The sequence below is a fragment of the Pseudoxanthomonas sp. SORGH_AS_0997 genome (genome assembly GCF_031453535.1).
GTDB lineage: Bacteria > Pseudomonadota > Gammaproteobacteria > Xanthomonadales > Xanthomonadaceae > Pseudoxanthomonas_A > Pseudoxanthomonas_A winnipegensis.
In genome coordinates this window covers 2,749,026-2,768,318 of sequence record NZ_JAVIZI010000001.1, presented here as the reverse complement: position 1 = coordinate 2,768,318, position 19,293 = coordinate 2,749,026, and the positions used below count along the sequence as shown (strand labels likewise).

Genomic DNA, 19,293 nt, shown 5'->3' with positions numbered 1-19,293 from the left:
GTTTCGCCATGGACCCCAATGCCCGCAGGCTCCGCATCGAACAGCTGGCTCACGAGATCTGGGAAGCCGAGGGTCGCCCCGACGGCCAGTCCGCGCGACACTGGGCCATGGCCGAACGCCTGGCCGATGCCGAATCGCGCGTGGCCGAGCAGAGCGGCTCGACCCTGACGCCCCGATCCGAGGACGCTGACACGCCGTGACCCTCGCGCCCCCCCGCACCCGGCCGGCCCGCGCCCAGGACAAGCGTCGCCCGGTCCGCCGCTCGCGCATCCGCGAGGGCCGGCCCTTCCCGCTGGGGGCCACCTGGGACGGGCTGGGCGTGAACTTCGCCCTGTATTCGGCCAACGCCACGCGCGTGGAGCTGTGCCTGTTCGACGAGCGCGGGCGCGAGGCCGAGCGCATCGTGCTGCCCGAATACACCGACGAGATCTGGCACGGCTACCTGCCCGACGCGCGGCCCGGCCAGCTCTACGGCTATCGCGTGCACGGACCCTACGCGCCCGACGCCGGCCATCGCTTCAACCCGTACAAGCTGCTGCTGGACCCGTACGCCAAGCAGATCGTGGGCGAGCCCAAGTGGGCGCCGCACCTGTTCGGCTACACCGTGGGCCACAAGGACAAGGACCTGTCCTTCGACCGCCGCGACAGCGCCGGCTACATGCCCAAGTGCGCGGTGATCGATCCGGCCTTCACCTGGGGCAACGACAAGCGCCTGCTCACGCCCTGGCAGCGCACGGTGATCTACGAGGCCCATATCCGCGGCCTGAGCATGACCCACCCGGGCGTGGACGAGAACCTGCGCGGCACCTTCTCGGCGCTGAAGAACGACGAACTGGTCGAATACATCCAGGGCCTGGGCGTGACCGCGGTCGAACTGCTGCCCGTGCACGCCTTCGCCGACGACCAGCACCTGCTCGAGCAGGACCTGTCCAACTACTGGGGCTACAACACGCTGGGCTTCTTCGCCCCGCACTCGCGCTACATGGCCACCGGCTCGGTGCACGAGTTCAAGCAGATGGTCGCGCGCCTGCACCACGCCGGGCTGGAGGTGCTGCTGGACGTGGTCTACAACCACACCGCCGAGGGCAACCAGATGGGCCCGACGCTGTCGTTCAAGGGCATCGACAACGCCAGCTACTACCGCCTGGCCGACGACCGCCGCTACTACATCAACGACACCGGCACCGGGAACACCTTCGACCTGACCAACGCCGGCGCGCTGCGCATGGTGATGGATTCGCTGCGCTACTGGGTCGCCGAGATGCACGTGGACGGCTTCCGCTTCGACCTGGCCACGATCCTGGGGCGCGAGCGGCACGGCTTCGACCCTTCCAGCGGCTTCCTCGCCGCGTGCCGGCAGGATCCGCTGCTGAGCCAGGTCAAGCTGATCGCCGAGCCCTGGGACGTCGGCCCCGGCGGCTACCAGGTCGGCGGCTTCCCGCCGGGCTGGGTGGAGTGGAACGACAAGTTCCGCGACAACGTGCGCGCGTTCTGGCGCGGCGACGAAGGCAAGCTCTCCGAGCTGGCCACGCGCCTGACCGGCAGCGCCGACCTGTTCAACCGCCGCGGCCGCCGGCCCGGCGCCTCGGTGAACTTCGTCACCGCCCACGACGGCTTCACCCTGCGCGACCTGGTCAGCTACAACGAGAAGCACAACGAAGCCAACGGCGAGGACAACCGCGACGGCACCGACAACAACCTGTCGTGCAACTACGGCGTCGAGGGACCCACCGACGACGCGCAGATCAACGCGGTGCGCGCGCGCCAGCAGCGCAACCTGCTGGCGACGCTGCTGCTGTCGCAGGGCACGCCGATGCTGCAGGCCGGCGATGAGTTCGGCCGCACCCAGGGCGGCAACAACAACGCCTACTGCCAGGACAACGCGATCAGCTGGCTGGACTGGGCGGCCGCCGCCTCGCCGGACGGCGCGGAGCTCACCCGGTTCGTGCAGCGCCTGACCGCGCTGCGCCGGCGCTATCCGCTGCTGCACCGCGCGCGCTTCTTCGATGGCAAGTTCGACGAGGAGCTGGGCATCAAGGACGTGACCTGGATGTTCCCGGACGGCACCGAGATGGCCGAGGAGGACTGGCACAACCCGCAGGCGCGCGCGCTGATGATGCGCCTGGACGGCCGCGCGCCGGCCAGCGGCCTGCGTCAGGTGGCGGCCAACGTGACCCTGCTGATGCTGCTCAACGCCAACCCCGAGGACGTGGTGTTCCATCTGCCCACGGTCGAGGGCGAGCACTGGCGCGTGCAGATCGACACCAGCGGCCGCAGCAACGCGCGCGCGGTGCCGGCCGGCGCGGCCTGGACCGCGCTGGGCCGCTCGCTTGCGCTGATGGCGGTCGAACAGGACAGCGCCGCGTCCGCCGAGCGCGCGGGCTGAAAGCAATGAGCGTGCGGCCCGGCCTGCGCCATCTGGTGGTGGTGCTGGGCGACCAGCTCGACCCCGATTCGGCCGCACTGCACGACTTCGACCCGGACCGCGACGCGGTGTGGATGGCCGAAGTGGCGCACGAGGCCTCGCATGTGTGGAGCACCCAGCCGCGCATCGCGGTGTTCCTGGCGGCGATGCGCCACTTCCGCGATGCGCTGCGGGCGCGCGGCTGGCGCGTCGAATACCGCGCGCTGGACCGCCACGACTTCGCCACGCTCGAAGAGGCGCTGGCGCACGACCTGGCCGCGCTGCGGCCGGACAAGGTCGTCGCCGTCAGGCCGGGCGAATGGCGCCTGGCGCAGTCGCTGCCGCGGGTGGTGGCCGAGGCCGGCCTCGGCTGGAGCGAGCGGCCGGACCTGCATTTCTTCTGCGATCCGGCCGACTTCGCCGATTGGGCGCGTGGCCGGCGCGAGCTGCGCATGGAGCACTTCTACCGCTGGATCCGCCGCCGCGAGCAGGTGCTGATGGACGGCGCGCAGCCGGTGGCCGGGCGCTGGAACTTCGACGCGGACAACCGCAAGTCCTTCGGCAAGGCCGGGCCGCAGAAGGTGCCTGCGCCGGCCGCCTTCCCGCCCGATGCGGTGACCGGCGAGGTGATCGCGCTGGTGCGCGCGCGCTTCGGCGACCGGCCCGGCGACCTGTCGCGCTTCGACTGGCCGCTCACCCCGGCGCAGGCGCGGCAGGCGCTGGACGACTTCGTCGCGCTGCGCCTGCCGCACTTCGGCCGCTACCAGGATGCGATGTGGACCGATCAGCCCTGGCTGTTCCATGCGCTGCTGTCGGCGGCGATGAACCTCAAGCTGCTCTCCCCGCGCGTGGTGGTCGAGGCAGCGGTGCGTGCCTGGCGCGACGGGCATGCGCCGATCGAGGCGGTGGAGGGCTTCGTACGCCAGGTGATCGGATGGCGCGAGTTCGTGCGCGGGGTGTACTGGCTGCGCATGCCGGCCTTCGCCCAGGACAACGCGCTGGACGCGCGGCAGCCGCTGCCGGCCTTCTATTGGGACGGGCGCACGCACATGGTGTGCATGCGCCAGACGCTGCAGCAGACCCTGCAGCTGGGCTATGCCCATCACATCCAGCGGCTGATGGTGACCGGTGCGTTCGCGCTCATGCTCGGCGTCGCGCCTGCGCAGATCCACGCCTGGTATCTGGCGGTCTATGTCGATGCGGTCGAATGGGTGGAGCTGCCCAATACGCTGGGCATGAGCCAGTTCGCCGATGGCGGACGCATGGTGTCCAAGCCCTATGCCGCCTCGGGCCGCTACATCCAGCGCATGTCCAACTACTGCCAGGGCTGCCGCTACGACCCGGGCGCGGCCAGCGGCGAGGACGCCTGTCCGTTCAGCACCTTGTACTGGGACTTCCTGCTGCGCCACGCGCGGCGCTTCGCCGACCATCCCCGCGCGGCGCTGCAATGGCGCAGCCTGGAGCGGCTGGACGAGGACCAGCGCGCCGCCATCGCCGCACGCGCCGCGCAGCTGCGGGCGCTGCTGGCGCCGCTGGCGGACGCTTGATTCGTTTCGCGCGTTCCAGGCGCCGCGCCTCTACGTTTGGGCTCATCACTTCTCTAGCGCTGCAGCTCGCGTCGAGCGCGGGCATACGCCGCCTTCGCCTCGCTGCGCTCAGCTGGGGCGAACGCGTAACCCTTAAGGCATTGCCTCTTCGGGGGTGCTATAAGGCGTTCCCGCGGAATTGTTCGCCGGTTGAGGAGAGACCTGGATCATGGATCGGAGCCGGAGGCACTCGCCACACGTCGCAGTGATGGCAGGACTGCTCCTCAGCGCATCCTGCTTCGCCCAGGCGGCCGACTGTCCCGCACCCGCCGAGGCCGTAGGTGGGCCCAGCAACGCCCATACCCGCTATGTCGAGGCGAATCTGCTGCCCGCGGTCATCAAGCCGGGCGACAAGCCGATCCCCTTGGTCGAACGCATGCGTCAGTTCGACGTGCCGGGACTCAGCGTCGCGGTGATTCACAATGGCAAGCTCGACTGGGCACGTGGCTGGGGCCTGCGCGACACAGCGGCGTGCCTGCCCGTAACGCCGGGCACCGCGTTCCAGGCGGCATCGATCAGCAAGGCGGTGACGGCCATCCTGGCGTTGCGGCTCGTGGAGCAGGGCAGGATCGCCCTGGATCAGGACATCAACATCGCCCTGCGTTCCTGGCAGTTGCCGAAGGATCCGAAGCTGGCTCCGAACGGCGTGACCCTCCGGGAACTGCTGAGCCATACGGCCGGGCTTGGAGTCCATGGATTCGGATCCGACTACCTGCCCGGTACGACGCCACTGCCCACCCCCGTCCAGATCCTGGACGGCGTGCCGCCCAGCCACAACGCGCCGGTGCGCAGCGTGTTGCCGGCGGGCGCGCAGTTCGAGTACTCGGGCGGCGGCTATGTGGTGACGCAAGTCGCGCTTGCCGACGTGAGTGGCATCTCCTTCGCCGACCTCGCGCAACGTGAGGTGCTGGGGCCGCTCGGCATGACCCGCAGCGCCTTCGCGATGCCGCCGTCGAAGGCGATCCTGACCGACATGGCATTCGGCCATGTCAATGGCAAGCCGATTCCTGGCAACTACGTGGTTTACCCCGAGCTCGCACCCGCGGGCCTGTGGACGAGCGCCAGCGATCTGGCGCGTGTGTTGATCGACCTGCAAGCCTCGATCGCGGGCAAAAAGGGCCGCCGTCTCTCGCCCGGGATGGCGCGCGACATGATGAAGCCCGTGAAAGATAACTGGGGGCTTGGCTTTGCCTTGTACACGAACGGGGCCCCCCGTTTTGGCCACGACGGCCTGAATCAAGGATTTGAATCCTTCATGGTGGCTTACGAAGGCAAGGGCGACGGCATCGTGGCGCTGACCAACGGAGGCGATGGACGTCGGTTGATGGCGGACGTGGTCCGGGCCATCGCAACCGACTACGGTTGGCCCGACCTCGCGGTGCCGGCGAGCGAGGAGAAGAAGCTGTCGCCCGAAGAGCTCTCCAAGGCCGCCGGTCGCTATGTGGGGGGCGGGCTCGACGTCGTGCTTGATGCGCGCCCGGAGGGCTTGTTCGCCAACGCAGGCGCTCCGGTCGCCGAGCGATTGATCACGTTGTCTCCGACCCGCTTCCGCTCCGAATCCATGGGGATCACGGTCGAGTTCGCGCCCGATTTCTCGAGCGGCACCATGATCGAGGGCGGTCCTCCGATGAGGTTGGTGCGCGTTGAAAACCCCTCCTCGCCTGCGAGTACGCACTGAGCGATCGCTCGGGCGTTGACCGCAGGTGTTGGCTTGAATCCCGCCGATGTCGAAGCTCGGCGTTGCGGGGGCGGCGATACAGGCGACCGGGATCGGCCTCAGGCCTCGTGTTCCAGACTCCGCGCCAAGGCGTCGTCCAGGGTGGGATAGAGGAACTGGAAGCCCTGGCCCTGGGCGCGGGCCGGGATCACGCGCTGACCGTCGATCAGCATCTGGCCCATTTCGCCGAACGCCGCCTTCAGCGCGAAGCCGGGGGTCGGCAGCAGGGTGGGGCGGTGCAGGGCGCGGCCCAGTGCGGCGGCGAAGTCGCGCTGCTGCACCGGTTCGGGCGCGGTGCCGTTGACCGGGCCCTCCAGCGTGTCCTGTTCGATCAGCCACACGATCAGGCGCACCAGGTCCTCGCGCTGGATCCAGCTGAACCATTGCTCGCCGCTGCCGATCGGCCCGCCCAGGCCCAGCCGGTAAGGCGTCAGCAGCTGCTGCAGCGCACCGCCGCCGCCGTCCAGGACCACGCCGGTGCGCAGGCAGACCGTGCGCACGCCGAGCTGCTGGGCCGGCCAGGCCGCGGCCTCCCAGTCGGCCGCCAGGTGCGCGCCGAAATCCTCGCCGGGCGGGTCGGTTTCGGTCAGCGGGGTGTCGTCGCGCGGCCCGTAGTAGCCGATGGCCGAGCCGGAGACCAGCACCGCCGGACGCACGGTCAGGCCCTGCATCCAGGCCAGCAGCGCCTCGGTGGTGCGCAGGCGCGATTCGCGCAGCTGCTGCTTGTAGCGCTCGGTCCAGCGCTGCCCGGCCAGCGGCGCACCGGCCAGGTTGATCACCGCATCGGCGCCGCCGGCACCTTCGATGTCGGCCAGCAGGCGCACGCCCTGCGGCAGCACCTCGGCCGCCGCCTGCAGGTCGCGCGAGACCACGCTGACCTGCCAGCCGCGGGCCAGCAGCACCGGGCACAGGGCCTGGCCGATGAAGCCGCTGCCGCCGGTGATCAGCACCTGCATGGGGGATGCCTCCTGTCCAGATCTGCCGGCAGGGTAGGTGGGGTCTCGTGATGGCACCGTGCGACGCGTGCGCCCGGGCCGAACGCCGACTGAGCGGGTCGCAGGGAGGGATGAAACCGATTTCGCGCGTCGGGGTTATCCTTCAAGGGTTTCCATCAGCACGTCCGGCCGGTCCCCATGCCCAATCGCCTGTTCTCCCTCGTCCCTCTGACCGCTGTTCTGCTGCTGGCCGGCTGCGGCCATATGCCGTTCGAGAAGAAGGGCGAGATGCTGGCCAAGGAGAACTTCGATTCGGACGGCACCTACTCGCGCACCTTCGACCGCTCGCCCGAGCAGGTCTGCGAGGCCTCGCGCCGCGCGCTGCTGAGCCAGGGTTACGTGGTCAGCCGCTCGGACGCCTCCACGGTGGAGGCCAACAAAAACTTCCAGCCCGAGCCGGAAGTGCACGAACAGGTCGCCATCCGCGTCTCGTGCGTGGCCCAGGCCTCGGGCGAGTCGTGGGTGTTCGCCAGCGCCACCCAGGACCGCTACAACCTGCGCAAGTCCAATACCTCGGCCAGCGTGGGCACCGCGCTGGGCTCGCTGTCGCTGCCCTTCGGCAGCACCGACGACTCGCTGGTGCGCGTGGCCAGCCTGACCGTGCAGCAGCCCACCTTCTACCGCTCGTTCTTCGCCCTGGTCGAGCGCTACCTGCCGCCCCCGCCGCCGAAGAAGCCCAAGACCGACGCCGCGGCCAAGCCGGCCGAAACCCCGCCGCCGGCCCCGCAGCCCCTGCAGCCGCAGCCGGTGGGCGAGTCCATCCCGGTCCCGGCCAGCGAGGCCAAGCCGGCCGACGGCACCCTGGTGCCGCAGTCGACGGCGCCGGCCACGACGCCCTCGCAGGCGACCGACACGCTCTGAGCGCGCCGGCTGCGCGGGGTCGACCGGCCAGGCCGCCTTCGGGCGGCCTTCGTCGTTTCAGGGCGGGTCCTGTGGCGTCCGACTGGGGGAAGACGCTGGGTCGTCACGAGATTGTGGGCTCGGTGTCCCGGGTTGCCCGGATCTCGCTGCGCCGCATCTGGGTTATGCAGCCGATCTTCATCCGGGCGGGCCTAGGCTCGTGCCTCACATCGACAGCCTCGGGAGGGACGACACGATGGACACCCGCTATTTCGTCACGCAGGACAGCACCGGCGAGCGACGCCGCGTGCGCATTCTCCCTGCGCCATCCGGCGGCACCGACGCCGGCCATCCGCACGACCGTTACGCACTGGACGACGGCTCGCCGGTGCGACGCGTGGACAACGAGACCTTCCAGGTCATCGGCAGCGGCGCCTACGTCACGCTGGTGCGCGACTGACATCAGGCCCCGGCGCTACTGAGGCTCCTCCTCTTCCGCGAAGCGAAGGGGGAGGCCGGGAGGGTGCTTTTAGGCTTCTCGCGAAGAGCAACCCCTCCCCAGCCCTCCCCTTGGCCTGCGGCCAAAGGGAGGGGGCAGAAGCGCGGATGCCCGCGCGAACGGCTACGACGTTGGAGTCCCCACAAGTACGGGATCCGAGCCCCTCCCCTTTCGCGAGGCGAAGGGGGAGGTTGGGAGGGGGTGCTTTTGCCTTTGATTCTGCTGCGAAGCGCCCCCTCCTCGCAGTCCCCAGCCGCCATTTCTAGCTTTCTCTTGGGCTGCGGCCAGGGGAGGGTGTGTAGCCGTGCCGCGCGCGCCACGCCGCGCCACCTTCCGCCCGCCACTGCAACGATGCGGTGCGGGCCCTGCCATCGTCCGCATACCCGCCGCTCACGGAGGCGACCTATCCTTGTCGTCTTCGCGCATACGCGCCTGGCATCGAAAGAGGACACGCTGATGGAACTGGGTATGGTCGGACTGGGCAGGATGGGGGCCAACATGGCGCAGCGGCTGGCGCAGGGCGGCCATACGATCAGCGGCTTCGATCCATCGCCCGAGGCGCGCCAGCGCGTCGCCGCCCAGGGCATCACCCCGGCCGAGTCGCTGCAGGCGCTGGTTGCGGGGCTGTCCGCGCCGCGCGTGGTCTGGCTGATGGTGCCGGCCGGCAAGATCGTCGACGACACCCTGGACACGCTGCTGCCGCTGCTGGCCAAGGGCGACATCGTCATCGACGGCGGCAACTCGTTCTACCAGGACACCCTGCGCCGCGCCCAGCGCCTGCAGGAGGCCGGCCTGCACTACGTCGACTGCGGCACCAGCGGCGGCGTGTGGGGCCTGACCGAGGGCTACAGCATGATGGTCGGCGGCGCCGACGACGCGCTGGCCCTGCTCAAGCCGATCTTCGAGACGCTGGCGCCTTCGCCGACCACCGGTTGGGGCCATGTCGGCCCGACCGGCGCCGGCCACTTCACCAAGATGGTCCACAACGGCGTCGAGTACGGGATGATGCAGGCCTATGCCGAGGGTTTCGCCATCCTCGAGCGCAAGGCAGATTTCAAGCTCGATCTGCACCAGGTCGCGCAGATCTGGCAGACCGGCTCGGTGGTGCGCTCCTGGCTGCTGGACCTGACCGCCGATGCGCTGAAGCAGAACCCGACCATGGCCGGCATCGCGCCCTACGTGGAGGACTCCGGCGAGGGCCGCTGGACCGCCAAGGAGGCGCTGGACCTGGACGTGTCCGCGCCGGTGATCACCCTGTCCCTGCTCGAGCGCCTGCGCTCGCGCGAGAAGGACTCCTTCGCCGACAAGCTGCTGGCGGCGATGCGCAACGGCTTCGGCGGGCATCGCATCACCAAGGAGTAAGCGCGGTTCAAGCCCTGGGTTCCCGCTTTCCGCGGGAGCCTGGATGTGTCCCGAGAGAAGCCCCCAAGGCGATGGGTTCCCGCGTTCGCGGGAACGACGGCTGGGGCGGGCCGACGCTTCGGCCAACACGCACCGCTGACGCGCACTGGCCATACTCGCGCGCCATGCGCGCGCTCGCCCTGCTCCTGCTGTGCCTGATCGTCTCGCCGCCGGCGCTGGCGCGCACGGTCTATCGCTGCGTCCGCGAGGGCACGTTGAGCCTGTCCACCGCACCCGAGCCGGGCTCCAGGTGCGAGGCGGTGCAACTGGACGACAACGCCGTGCAGACGCCCGACCTGTGGGGGCGCATGGGCGTCTTCAGCGGCACCCTGTACGAGCGCGAGCAGGACGGGGTCAAGGTCTACGGCACGCGCAAGCTGCCCGGTGCGGTGCCGTACCTGCGCTTCACCGTGGCCACGCCGCCGGGCGAGCCGGCGCACGCCGGCCTGGGCCAGGTCGGCACGCCCAGGCTGGATGCCTGGCCCAAGCTGTTCGCCGCCGCGGCCAGGCGCAATCAGGTCGAGGACGCGCTGCTGCGCGCCATCGCCCATGCCGAAAGCGGCTTCGATGCCGCCGCGGTGTCGCCCAAGGGCGCGCAGGGCGTGATGCAGCTGCTGCCGGGCACCCAGCGCGATTACGGCGTGGCCGATCCGTTCTCGCCCGAGCAGTCCATCGCCGCCGGCGCGCGCCACCTGCGCTGGCTGCTGCGCCGCTACGACGGCGACCGCACGCGCGCGCTGGCCGCCTACAACGCCGGCGTCGGCGCGGTGGAACGCTACGACGGCGTGCCGCCTTACGCGGAGACGCGCGCCTATGTCGACAAGGTCGAGGCGCTGCTGGCGCGTTACCGGCAGGCGCTGGGCACCGCGCCGCTACGCCCGGCCGACGCGGTGCCGCGGCCAGCGCCTGCCGCCGGGCTCACGCCTTCGGGGTGAGCTTGATCAGGTGTCCGGCGCCGGCGTCCTCGCCGTCTTCCAGCAGGTACAGGGCGCCGTCCGGCCCCTGCTCGATCTCGCGGATGCGCTGGCCCATGTCATAGCGCGCGGCCTCGCGCGCCTGCGTGCCGTTGAACTCCACCCGCACCAGCGCCTGCGAGGAGAGCCCCCCGATGAAGCCGTCGCCCTTCCAGTCCGGGAACAGGCTGCCCGAATAGATCACGAAGCCCGCCGGCGAGATCACCGGCGTCCAGGTGATCTTGGGCGCGGCGAACTCGGGGCGCGTGGCATGGTCCGGGATCGGGCGCCCGTCGTAGTGGTCGCCGTTGGAGACGATCGGATAGCCGTAGTTTGCGCCGCGCTCGACCAGGTTGAGCTCGTCGCCGCCCTTGGGGCCCATCTCGTGTTCCCACAGCCGGCCCTGCGCGTCGAAGGCCAGGCCCAGGATGTTGCGGTGGCCCAGCGACCAGACCTGCGCGGCCACGCCGCCCTGGGCGGCGAAGGGATTGTCCGGCGGCACGCTGCCGTCGTCGTTGAGCCGGATGATCTTGCCCAGGTTGCTGGCCATGTCCTGGGCCGGGTCGAACTTCTGCCGTTCGCTGGAGCCGATCCACAGCTTGCCGTCGCGGTCGAACGCCAGCCGGTGCCCGTAATGCCCCTGGCCGCTGACCTTGGGCACCTGGCGCCAGATCACCTGGACATCCTGCAGCGCGCCGCCCCCGGCCGCGTCCAGCACCAGCTTGGCGCGCGCGACCGCGGCGCCGCGGGTGTCGCCTTCGCCGGCCTCCGCATAGCTCAGATAGACCCAGTGGTTCTGCGCGAACTGCGGATGCGGCAGCACGTCGCCGAACCCGCCCTGGCCGCCATAGGCCACTTCGGGCACGCCGCTGATGCGCGTGGCCTTGCCGGTCTTGAAGTCGAACAGCTGCAGCTGGCCGCGCTTCTCGGTCACCAGCAGGCGACCATCCGGCAGGAAGGCCATCGCCCAGGGCTCGTCGAAGCGGTGCACCGGGGTGGCGTTGAAGGGCAGGGCGCCAGAGGCCGCCTCGGGCGCGGCCGCGCCGCTGCAGGCGGCGACCGCCAGCAGGGTGGGCAGCAGGGCCAGGCGCAGACGATGGGGAAGCGGCATGGCGCGAAGCTCTCGAAGTGCGCTGAGGCGCGGAATCGCGGTTGTAACCGCTGGCCGGCGCGCAGTTGTTCAGGCCGCGTCAGGCTGACCGGTTCGTCACCGGTGCCGTCGCGCCAGCCGCCCACGCGCAAGAAGTGACACTTGGCATCTTGCGCGGCAGGTCCCCGGGTTCCACGCTGCGTCCTGCCCTCGCCAGGAATCTCGCCCATGCCCGCCCACGCCGTGTCGCCGCTGACGCCGTACCTGCCCATGGTGGCGATCGCCTTCCTGTACTACCGGCGCATCCGCCGCAGCTTCGGGCGCCAGCCCTGGCGACCGGTGCGCGCGGGGATCCGCCTGGGGATGCTGGCGCTGGTCACGGTGCTGCTGATCGTGCTGGGTTTCCTGATTCCGCACGTGGCGCCGGGGCTGGTGCTGGGCGCCCTGGCCGGCGCCGGGCTGGGCCTGCTGGCGCTGCGGCACACGCACAGCGAATGGCGCGACGGGCAGGGCTGGTACACGCCCAATCCCTGGATCGGCGCGCTGCTGATGGTCCTGCTGCTGGGGCGGCTGGCGTTTCGCTGGGCCAGCGGCGCCTTCGCCGGCGGCGCCGCCATGGCCGGCTCGCAGGCCAGTCCGTTGACGCTGGGCATGGCCGCGGCGCTGGTGATGTACTCGCTGGTGCACGTGGGCGGGCTGTGGCTGCGCATGCGCACGCTGCGTGAGCATGCACTGCCGCCGGTCGCCCCACCGCCGCCGCCCACCGTGTCCTGAGCCACGCCAGATGCTCGACTTCCAGCTGATCCACTGCCCGTACTGCGGCGAGCCCTTGGAGATCGCCGTGGACGCCTCGGCCGGCGATGCCGACTACATCGAGGACTGCCAGGTGTGCTGCCGCCCGATCGCCATCGCCCTGCGCCTGGACGAAGAAGGCGATGCGCAGATCGCCGCGCGCGCGGAGAACGACGCCTGACCGGCGGCCTGGCGCTGCTACAGTGACTCCAGTCCCGCATCGCGTCCCCACCCCATGAATCTGCCGCTGCATTTCGGCCTGCTTGGCGCCCTGGAAGCCGGTGCCATCGCCTTCGTCATCGGCCTGCTGGTGTACGCGGTCTGGCATGCCATCGCCGCGCGCACCGGGCTGCATCATTCCCACGCGATCGGCTGGAGCTGCGTGATCGCCGTGGCGATCGGCGCGGGCATCGACGCCTGGCACCTGTTCTCGCTGGGCGTGGTCAAGCTGGAATCCCCGGTGTACGCGCGCTTGGCCTTGCAGCGCATCCACGATCCGGACGCGCTGGGGACGCGTGTGGCCCTGGAGGCCATCGGGGCGGTGGTCGGCGTGGTGCTGTCGCGCCTGGGATTCAGCGCGCGTTCCTCGGCGCGCAACGCCGCTTGAGCCGCGTCGAGGCGCACAGCGCGCGGACTCGGTCACGCGATCAACGCCGGCCTGACGTTCTGCCCACGCGTCGCTAACGACGGGCCTAACGCTGATCGCGGCGTGGCGGGTTAACGGCGCGTTGGTCGTGGGTTTGTCGCATCGATGGAGTTCATGCCGCCCCGCGCAGGGTGTGCGCTGTGCGTCGTGCTACGGCGCATGTCCCCGATGCAGAAGAGGTGCCCGCGCATGAAGCGTCTTCGATTCCACGCATTCCCGCTGGTGCTGCTGTCTAGCAGCGTCCTGGTCGCGCCTGCATTGGCGCAGTCGCAGCAGCCCACACTGGCGCCGGCCGCCGCCGCATCTGCGGCACCCGACCAGCGCCAGCAGCGTTGGGACGATCTGGATGCCAACCACGATGGCTCCATCAGCAAGGCCGAGGCGGCCGGCAACGCCGGACTGTCGCAGGTGTTCGACCAGGTCGACGCCAATGCCGACGGCGCTGTGTCGCTGGACGAGTACAAGGCCTTTGTGACCCAACACTACGGGCCCGGCGCCGGCGAACCGGCTCCCGGCCGATAAGCGGACCCGTCGCTCAGGCCCTGCCGGGCGAGAATCCGCACGCCGTCGCGTTTTCCGCTTGACCGCGGCGTGAAGACGGCGTTTCATGCGCGAGAGGCGCCGCCTTCACGGGTGCCTGGTCGCACCTTACCTGTTCTGCCCACCCCCTCGCGTCCGCGCGGCAACCGCGCACGGCGTCCCGCACCCAAGGAGTTTTCTGATGAAGATCCGCAACACGCTGCTGGCCTCGGCCGCCCTGGCCGCCACCCTCGCCCTGACCGCCTGCGGCCCGAAGGCCGACGAAACCGCCCCGGCGGCCTCGACTCCGGTCGAATCCACCGCCCCGGCCGAGACCACCACCCCGCCGGTCGAGTCGACCGCCCCGGCCGAGACTTCGGCTCCGGCCGAGACCACCATGCCCGCCGAGACCACCGCCCCGGCCGAGACGACCACGCCGCCGGAGAGCAAGCCGGCTGCCTGATCCCAGGCGACCGCAAGTCCGGCCGGCATCTCGTCGGCCGGGCCCAGGCGAACAGAACGGGCGACCCTTGCGGGTCGCCCGTTTTGCTTGGGCATCGCTATCCTGTGCAGCTCACGTCTCACAGGAGTGGCCATGCCACGGATCGACTGGGTCGGCTTCGACGGCGACGACACGCTGTGGAAGAGCGAGGACTACTACCGCGCGGCCGAGGCCGCGTTCGAGCAGATCATCGGCCACTACATCGACCTGGGCGACCGCCGCACCCAGCAGCATCTGCTGGCGGTCGAGCGGCGCAATCTGCGCGTGTTCGGCTACGGCGTCAAAGGCATGACCCTGTCGATGATCGAGGCGGCCATCGAGCTGACCGCACAGCGCATCAGCACCCAGCACGTGCAGGACATCATCGCCATCGGTCGGGCCACGCTGGATCATCCGGTGGAACTGATCGACGGCATCCGCCCGGCCGTGGAAGCCATCGCCGCGCGCCACCGCATCGTGCTGATCACCAAGGGTGACCTGTTCCATCAGGAAGCCAAGATCGTCAAGTGCGGGCTGTCGGACCTGTTCCACCGCATCGAGGTGGTGTCGGAGAAGGACACGCCCACCTACCAGCGCGTGCTCGACGAACTGGACGTGCGGCCCGAGCGCTTCGCCATGATCGGCAACTCGCTGCGCTCGGATATCGCGCCGGTGGTGGGCCTGGGCGGTTGGGGCATCCACATGCCGTATCACGTGACCTGGGCGCACGAGGCCGAGCACGACCTGGCCGAGAACACCACGCGCCTGCTCCAGGTGCAGGACGCGCGCGAACTGCCCGGCGCGCTGGCCCGGATCGAGTCCGGCCTCGAAGCGCCATGAACTGGCGCGCGCTAGTCTGCGCGGCGTCCCTGCTGGCGGTGCCGGCCATGCCTGCGATCGCGCAGCAGGCCGCGTCCCCGTCCACCCCGGCCTACGACCCGGAGACCGGCGATGCCTGGATCGACGCGCGGCTGCGCGACCTGGGCGCCTACGCGCCGCGCTATCCCGACGCCTTCGTCGACGAGATCGCGCGCTACCTGGATGCGCCGCGTGCCTACGTCGTCGCACTGGGGCAGCAGCCCAACTGGGCGCCCGGCGACGTGTACTACGCCTGCGCCCTGGCCAAGGCGCTGGCCCAGCCCTGCCGCACCGTGGTGCGCGCCCGCACCCAGGACGACAGCGACGGCTGGCAGGGCGTCGCCCAGCGCCTGACCGGCAAGGGCAAGCCGATCCCCTATCGCAGCGTGCGCACCCTGCTGCGCACCAGCTACGCCCACTGGGCCCGGCCGCTGGACTGAGCGAACACGGCGGCTTGGCAACTGGCCATCCTCGTAGCCTCGGCCACGGAGTAACGACTTGCGTTAGTAACGAGTTTCGTTACTATAGCGATGTGGCCATCCAGTCCTTCGCCGACAAGCACACCCAGCACCTTTTCGAAGGCCGGCGTGTGCGGCGCTGGATCAACGTTGAAGGGGTCGCGATGCGCAAGCTGGCAATGCTCAACGCGGCAGCGGTGCTGGATGACCTGCGTATTCCTCCCGCCAACCGGCTGGAGGCGTTACAGGGCGATCGTCGCGGCCAGCACAGCATCCGCATCAACGACCAGTACCGGGTGTGCTTCGTCTGGACCCCGACCGGTCCGGCGAACGTCGAAATCGTCGACTATCACTAGAAGGAGGCGCCATGCGTACCATCGCTTATCCCAAGCCGGGCGAGATCCTGCTACACGAGTTTCTCGAGCCCATGGGCATCACCCAGTACCGTTTGGCCAAGGCCATCGGCGTGCCGCAGCGGCGCATCGGCGAGATCGTCGGCGGCAATCGCGGCGTGACCGCCGACACCGCCCTGCGCCTGTCGCGTTACTTCGGCACCTCTGTCGGATTCTGGCTGGGCCTACAGATGGACCACGACGCGGCCGTGGCGCGCGACGCGCTGGCCGAGACGCTGGCCAAGATCGAGCCGTACCGTCCAGCGGCGTGAGATCCGCAAGTCGGCGCAGCGCAAGGGTGAGCGCGCGCAGGGGGCTCGGGCCATCGGCCAGGTAGCGTGTCGATCTTGGGTATCGACGCGCGCCTGCGCCGCACGCTACCGAAGCTTGGCTTGCGGAGCTGACGCATCCAATCCGGCTGCATGTGTGCTGCGGACCGCATGACGCCCGCGAAGCGGGTTAACGCCCGGCGGTTGGTCCATATGTTCCTGGCGTCGCGTTGGTATCAAGCGTGCGTCCGCTTGCCTGCGCGAATCCCACCTGTGTGCAACGTCGCTTCCGGTCGTATACCCGGGGCGCAACGAACTTCGCCGGGGCGATCATTGAACGGGCGAGGGGAGCCGATAGGCTGGATTCGTCGTCCACACGCGGGTTTTTGCGCCGCATGCGGCGGCCATTTCCCGCGATGTGAGGTTGCCTGTGCCCCTGGATTCCCTGACCCAGCAGCCGGCCGATGGCCTGCTGGCGCTGATGTCCCTGTACGCGGCAGATCCCCGGCGCACCAAGCTGGATCTGGGCGTAGGCGTGTACCGCACCGAAGCGGGCGTCACCCCGGTGATGGTGGCGGTCAAGCAGGCCGAGCAGCGCCTGGTGGACATCCAGGCCAGCAAGTCCTATCTGGGGCCAGAAGGCGACGTTGCGTTCGTGCATGCGCTAAAGCCGGTGGTATTCGGAGACGCGCTGACCGCGGAGCTGGGCTCGCGCCTGACGGGTCTGCAGACCGTTGGCGGCACCGGTGCCTTGCGCCTGGCCGCCGACCTGATCGCCAGCGCCTCGCCGGGCCATCGTCTGTGGTTGGGCACGCCGAGCTGGCCCAATCACGCGCCGGTGTTTGCCGGTGGCGGCCTGCAGGTCCGGACCTATCGGCAGTTCGACGCGGCGACCCAGCGCTTCGACCTGGACGCCACGCTGGAAGCGCTGAGCCAGGCCCACGAGGGCGATGTGGTGCTGCTGCACGGCTGCTGCCACAACCCGACCGGCGCCGATCCCAGCGCAGCGCAGTGGGACCGGATCATCGAGGTCCTGCTCCAGCGCGGGCTGGTGCCGCTGATCGATATGGCTTACCAGGGCCTGGGCCAGGATCTGGATGGCGACGCCTGGGCGCTGCGCCGGATCGTCTCGCGGGTGCCGCAGGCGCTGGTGGCGTACTCGTGCGACAAGAACTTCGGACTGTACCGTGAGCGCGTCGGCGCGCTCTATGTCGTGGCTGCGCGCGCAGCCGGGGCCGAAGCCGCGTTGAGCCATCTGGCTGCGCATGCGCGCGCCAGTTACTCGATGCCCGCAGACCACGGTGCGGCCGTGGTGCGGACCATCCTGGCCGATGCGGTGCTGCGTGCGCAGTGGAGCGATGAGCTGCGTGGCATGGCCGCGCGTGTCGCGTCGATCCGCCAACAGCTGTCGGCGCTGGGCCGTATCGGCCTGGTCGACCTGACGCCACTGGGCCAGCAGCGCGGCCTGTTCGCGCTGCTGCCGCTGGCGCCGGCGGCGATTGAACGCCTGCGCGTGGAGCACGGTGTCTACATGGCCGGCAACGGACGCATCAATATCGCCGGGCTGGCACAGTCGGCTGTAGGGCAGTTCGGCGACGCGCTGCGTGCTGCGCAGACGGCGGTCGCCGCGTGAACCCATCGGCGAGACGCATCGGCATTGTCGGCGCAGGCGCGATCGGTGCGGTGGTCGCTGGCCTGCTGGCCACGGCCGGTGCCCACGTCAGCGTGGTGGAGCTGGGCGCGCGGCGTGAGGCGATCGCGCGCGATGGACTGCGGTTCCGGATCGGCGATGCCCCTGCGCAGTCACTGGCCCTGCCGGTCGGCGATGCGACGGACTTCGGTGTGCAGGACATCGTGTTTCTTGCGGTGAAATCGCACGTGCTGCCGTCCGCGCTGGCCGGCGCGATGCCGATGATCGGGCCGCAGACGCAGGTGGTACCGCTGGTGAACGGGGTGCCGTGGTGGTACTTCGTCGGCACGCAGCCGCCGTTCGCGCGCGCCCATGTCGAGACGGTCGATCCCGGCGCGAAAGCCCAGCAGCTGCTGCGGCCCGACCAGTTGATCGGCAGCGTGGTCTACATTACCGCCGCGCTCACCGCGCAGGGCCTGGCCTACGCCACCGGTCCGCAGCGACTGGTGATCGGCGAAGTGCTGGGCGGTGCGAGCGCTCGCACCCAGGCACTGGTTGACCTGCTCGAACGTGCCGGCATCGCCACCAAGCTGAGCGGCGATATCCGCCGCGATGTGTGGACCAAGGTCGCGCTGAACCTGGCGACCAATCCCTTGTCCGTGGTGGCCGAGGCGCATCTGGCCGACCAGTTCAATCGCGACGATCTGCGCAATGCGGTCGATGCGGTGCTGCATGAAACCGTCGCCCTGGCCGCCTTGTACGGCGTGCAGCCGTCGATGGATCTGGAACAGATGATCGCCACGGGCAAGCGCGTCGGCGCGTTCGAGACCTCGATGCTGCAGGACTACCGCGCCGGGCGCCCGTTGGAGCTGGGCGCGATCGGACAGGCCGTGCTGGAGCTGGCCGAACAGGCCGGCCATGCCATGCCGGTGGCGCGCAGCATGGTCGGCCTGGCGCATTACAAGGCGCAGCGCGCCGCCGCGATCGTCGCCAGGGATTGCCCATGAACCCCGCCAGCGCGCAAGCCGCCGCTACGCCCGATGCCGTTGAACGCCAGCTGCGTCAGCAGCTGTGCGACTTCTATCATCTGGTCGACTGGATGGGCTGGGGCGAGCTGATCTTCAACCACATCTCGGTGCGTCTCCCAGGCCCTGAGCATCACTATCTGGTCAACCCGTTCGGCCTGAACTACTTCGAGATCACGCCCGAAAACCTGATCAAGGTCGGCGTGGACGGCAAGCTGGTCGAAGCGTCGCAATACCCTGCGAATCCGGCGGGCTTCGCGCTGCATGGCGCGATCCACGGCGCGCGAAGCGACGTGCACTGCGTCGCGCACACTCACACCCTGCCGGTGTCGGGCGTGGCGATGAAGCAGGCCGGCTTCAGTCACGACAATTTCTACGGTGCGCAGCTGACCGGCCGCATCGGCTACCACGACTTCGAGGGCATCACGCTCTTCGACGACGAGCGTGGTCGCATGCTCGACAGCCTGGGCGACAGGCATGTGCTGTGCCTGCGCAACCATGGCATCGCCGTGTGCGAGCGCGACATCCCCAACACCTTCATGCTGCTGTGGATCGTGCAGCGTGCGGCGGAGGTGCAGTGCCATGCCGGCATGATCCCCGGTGCGGACATCACCCTGAGCACGCAGGTGCGGCAGCGCTGCGTCGCATCGGCGCGCCGCATGGTCGACGGATCCAATGCCGCGCAGCTGGTCTTCGATGCCACCGTGCGCCGCATGCGTCATGCCCAGGGGCGCTGAG

Annotated in this window: 22 protein-coding genes; 20 read left to right on the top strand and 2 right to left on the bottom strand. The window is 69.8% G+C overall.

Annotation, left to right across the window (positions count from 1 at the left end):
* Positions 1-8 precede the first annotated feature (8 nt).
* The 4 genes from QE438_RS12155 (at position 9) to QE438_RS12140 (ending at position 5,668) form a co-directional block, all read left to right on the top strand.
* The gene (locus QE438_RS12155; RefSeq protein ID WP_130516288.1) at positions 9-200 is read left to right on the top strand and encodes a DUF2934 domain-containing protein; all 192 of its coding nucleotides are present in this window, start codon (positions 9-11) and stop codon (positions 198-200) included.
* Positions 197-2,386 carry a glycogen debranching protein GlgX gene (gene glgX / locus QE438_RS12150; RefSeq protein WP_306995340.1) on the top strand — a complete coding sequence of 730 codons (2,190 nt, stop codon included), beginning with the start codon at positions 197-199 and terminating at the stop codon, positions 2,384-2,386. The genes QE438_RS12155 and glgX overlap by 4 nt, the downstream gene beginning before the upstream one ends.
* Positions 2,387-2,391: 5 nt before the next feature.
* On the top strand, positions 2,392-3,951 hold the full coding sequence (locus QE438_RS12145) for a cryptochrome/photolyase family protein (RefSeq protein WP_306995341.1): 1,560 nt from the start codon (positions 2,392-2,394) through the stop codon (positions 3,949-3,951).
* A 247-nt stretch (positions 3,952-4,198) separates the two neighbouring features.
* Positions 4,199-5,668 carry a serine hydrolase domain-containing protein gene (locus QE438_RS12140; protein ID WP_306995343.1) on the top strand — a complete coding sequence of 490 codons (1,470 nt, stop codon included), beginning with the start codon at positions 4,199-4,201 and terminating at the stop codon, positions 5,666-5,668.
* Positions 5,669-5,766: 98 nt separating this feature from the next.
* On the opposite strand, the gene QE438_RS12135 is transcribed toward QE438_RS12140, so the two are convergent.
* Positions 5,767-6,663: a TIGR01777 family oxidoreductase gene (locus QE438_RS12135; RefSeq protein ID WP_306995345.1), complete on the bottom strand. Its 897-nt coding sequence runs from the start codon at positions 6,661-6,663 to the stop codon at positions 5,767-5,769.
* A 177-nt stretch (positions 6,664-6,840) separates the two neighbouring features.
* On the opposite strand from QE438_RS12135, the gene QE438_RS12130 reads away from it, so the two are divergent.
* The 4 genes from QE438_RS12130 (at position 6,841) to QE438_RS12115 (ending at position 10,377) form a co-directional block, all read left to right on the top strand.
* Positions 6,841-7,563: a DUF2242 domain-containing protein gene (locus QE438_RS12130; RefSeq protein ID WP_306995347.1), complete on the top strand. Its 723-nt coding sequence runs from the start codon at positions 6,841-6,843 to the stop codon at positions 7,561-7,563.
* Between the two features lie 235 nt (positions 7,564-7,798).
* Positions 7,799-8,002: a hypothetical protein gene (locus QE438_RS12125; protein ID WP_130525097.1), complete on the top strand. Its 204-nt coding sequence runs from the start codon at positions 7,799-7,801 to the stop codon at positions 8,000-8,002.
* Between the two features lie 495 nt (positions 8,003-8,497).
* Complete coding sequence (gene gnd, locus QE438_RS12120) at positions 8,498-9,403, top strand: phosphogluconate dehydrogenase (NAD(+)-dependent, decarboxylating) (RefSeq protein WP_306995348.1); 906 nt, start codon at positions 8,498-8,500, stop codon at positions 9,401-9,403.
* Between the two features lie 164 nt (positions 9,404-9,567).
* Complete coding sequence (locus tag QE438_RS12115) at positions 9,568-10,377, top strand: lytic transglycosylase domain-containing protein (protein ID WP_306995351.1); 810 nt, start codon at positions 9,568-9,570, stop codon at positions 10,375-10,377.
* On the opposite strand, the gene QE438_RS12110 is transcribed toward QE438_RS12115, so the two are convergent.
* Complete coding sequence (locus tag QE438_RS12110; protein ID WP_306995353.1) at positions 10,361-11,506, bottom strand: PQQ-dependent sugar dehydrogenase; 1,146 nt, start codon at positions 11,504-11,506, stop codon at positions 10,361-10,363. The two genes, QE438_RS12115 and QE438_RS12110, sit on opposite strands and share 17 nt — an antisense overlap.
* Before the next feature lie 207 nt (positions 11,507-11,713).
* Between QE438_RS12110 and QE438_RS12105 the strand changes: the two genes are divergently transcribed.
* From QE438_RS12105 to QE438_RS12050, 12 genes are all read left to right on the top strand, one after another.
* Entirely contained in the window at positions 11,714-12,259 is a 546-nt protein-coding gene (locus QE438_RS12105; protein ID WP_131659577.1) for a hypothetical protein, read from the top strand.
* 10 nt (positions 12,260-12,269) lie between these two features.
* Positions 12,270-12,458, top strand: coding sequence for a CPXCG motif-containing cysteine-rich protein (locus QE438_RS12100; RefSeq protein WP_130525092.1), 189 nt, complete (start codon positions 12,270-12,272; stop codon positions 12,456-12,458).
* Positions 12,459-12,512: 54 nt separating this feature from the next.
* Positions 12,513-12,884: a hypothetical protein gene (locus QE438_RS12095; RefSeq protein WP_306995357.1), complete on the top strand. Its 372-nt coding sequence runs from the start codon at positions 12,513-12,515 to the stop codon at positions 12,882-12,884.
* Positions 12,885-13,112: 228 nt separating this feature from the next.
* Positions 13,113-13,445 carry an EF-hand domain-containing protein gene (locus QE438_RS12090; protein ID WP_131659579.1) on the top strand — a complete coding sequence of 111 codons (333 nt, stop codon included), beginning with the start codon at positions 13,113-13,115 and terminating at the stop codon, positions 13,443-13,445.
* A 199-nt stretch (positions 13,446-13,644) separates the two neighbouring features.
* Positions 13,645-13,905, top strand: coding sequence for a hypothetical protein (locus QE438_RS12085; RefSeq protein WP_130516314.1), 261 nt, complete (start codon positions 13,645-13,647; stop codon positions 13,903-13,905).
* Positions 13,906-14,037: 132 nt separating this feature from the next.
* Entirely contained in the window at positions 14,038-14,763 is a 726-nt protein-coding gene (locus tag QE438_RS12080) for an HAD family hydrolase (RefSeq protein ID WP_306995360.1), read from the top strand.
* Complete coding sequence (locus tag QE438_RS12075; RefSeq protein WP_306995362.1) at positions 14,760-15,221, top strand: hypothetical protein; 462 nt, start codon at positions 14,760-14,762, stop codon at positions 15,219-15,221. The genes QE438_RS12080 and QE438_RS12075 overlap by 4 nt, the downstream gene beginning before the upstream one ends.
* A gap of 92 nt (positions 15,222-15,313) precedes the next feature.
* Complete coding sequence (locus QE438_RS12070; protein ID WP_306995364.1) at positions 15,314-15,595, top strand: type II toxin-antitoxin system RelE/ParE family toxin; 282 nt, start codon at positions 15,314-15,316, stop codon at positions 15,593-15,595.
* An 11-nt stretch (positions 15,596-15,606) separates the two neighbouring features.
* On the top strand, positions 15,607-15,903 hold the full coding sequence (locus tag QE438_RS12065; protein WP_130525087.1) for a HigA family addiction module antitoxin: 297 nt from the start codon (positions 15,607-15,609) through the stop codon (positions 15,901-15,903).
* Between the two features lie 427 nt (positions 15,904-16,330).
* Positions 16,331-17,533 (top strand): amino acid aminotransferase, encoded by a 1,203-nt coding sequence (locus QE438_RS12060; protein ID WP_307183918.1) that lies wholly within the window; start codon positions 16,331-16,333, stop codon positions 17,531-17,533.
* Positions 17,530-18,537 carry a 2-dehydropantoate 2-reductase gene (locus QE438_RS12055; RefSeq protein WP_306995367.1) on the top strand — a complete coding sequence of 336 codons (1,008 nt, stop codon included), beginning with the start codon at positions 17,530-17,532 and terminating at the stop codon, positions 18,535-18,537. Before QE438_RS12060 ends, QE438_RS12055 begins: the two co-directional genes overlap by 4 nt.
* Positions 18,534-19,292 carry a class II aldolase/adducin family protein gene (locus tag QE438_RS12050; protein ID WP_306995368.1) on the top strand — a complete coding sequence of 253 codons (759 nt, stop codon included), beginning with the start codon at positions 18,534-18,536 and terminating at the stop codon, positions 19,290-19,292. Before QE438_RS12055 ends, QE438_RS12050 begins: the two co-directional genes overlap by 4 nt.
* Position 19,293: the final 1 nt, after the last annotated feature.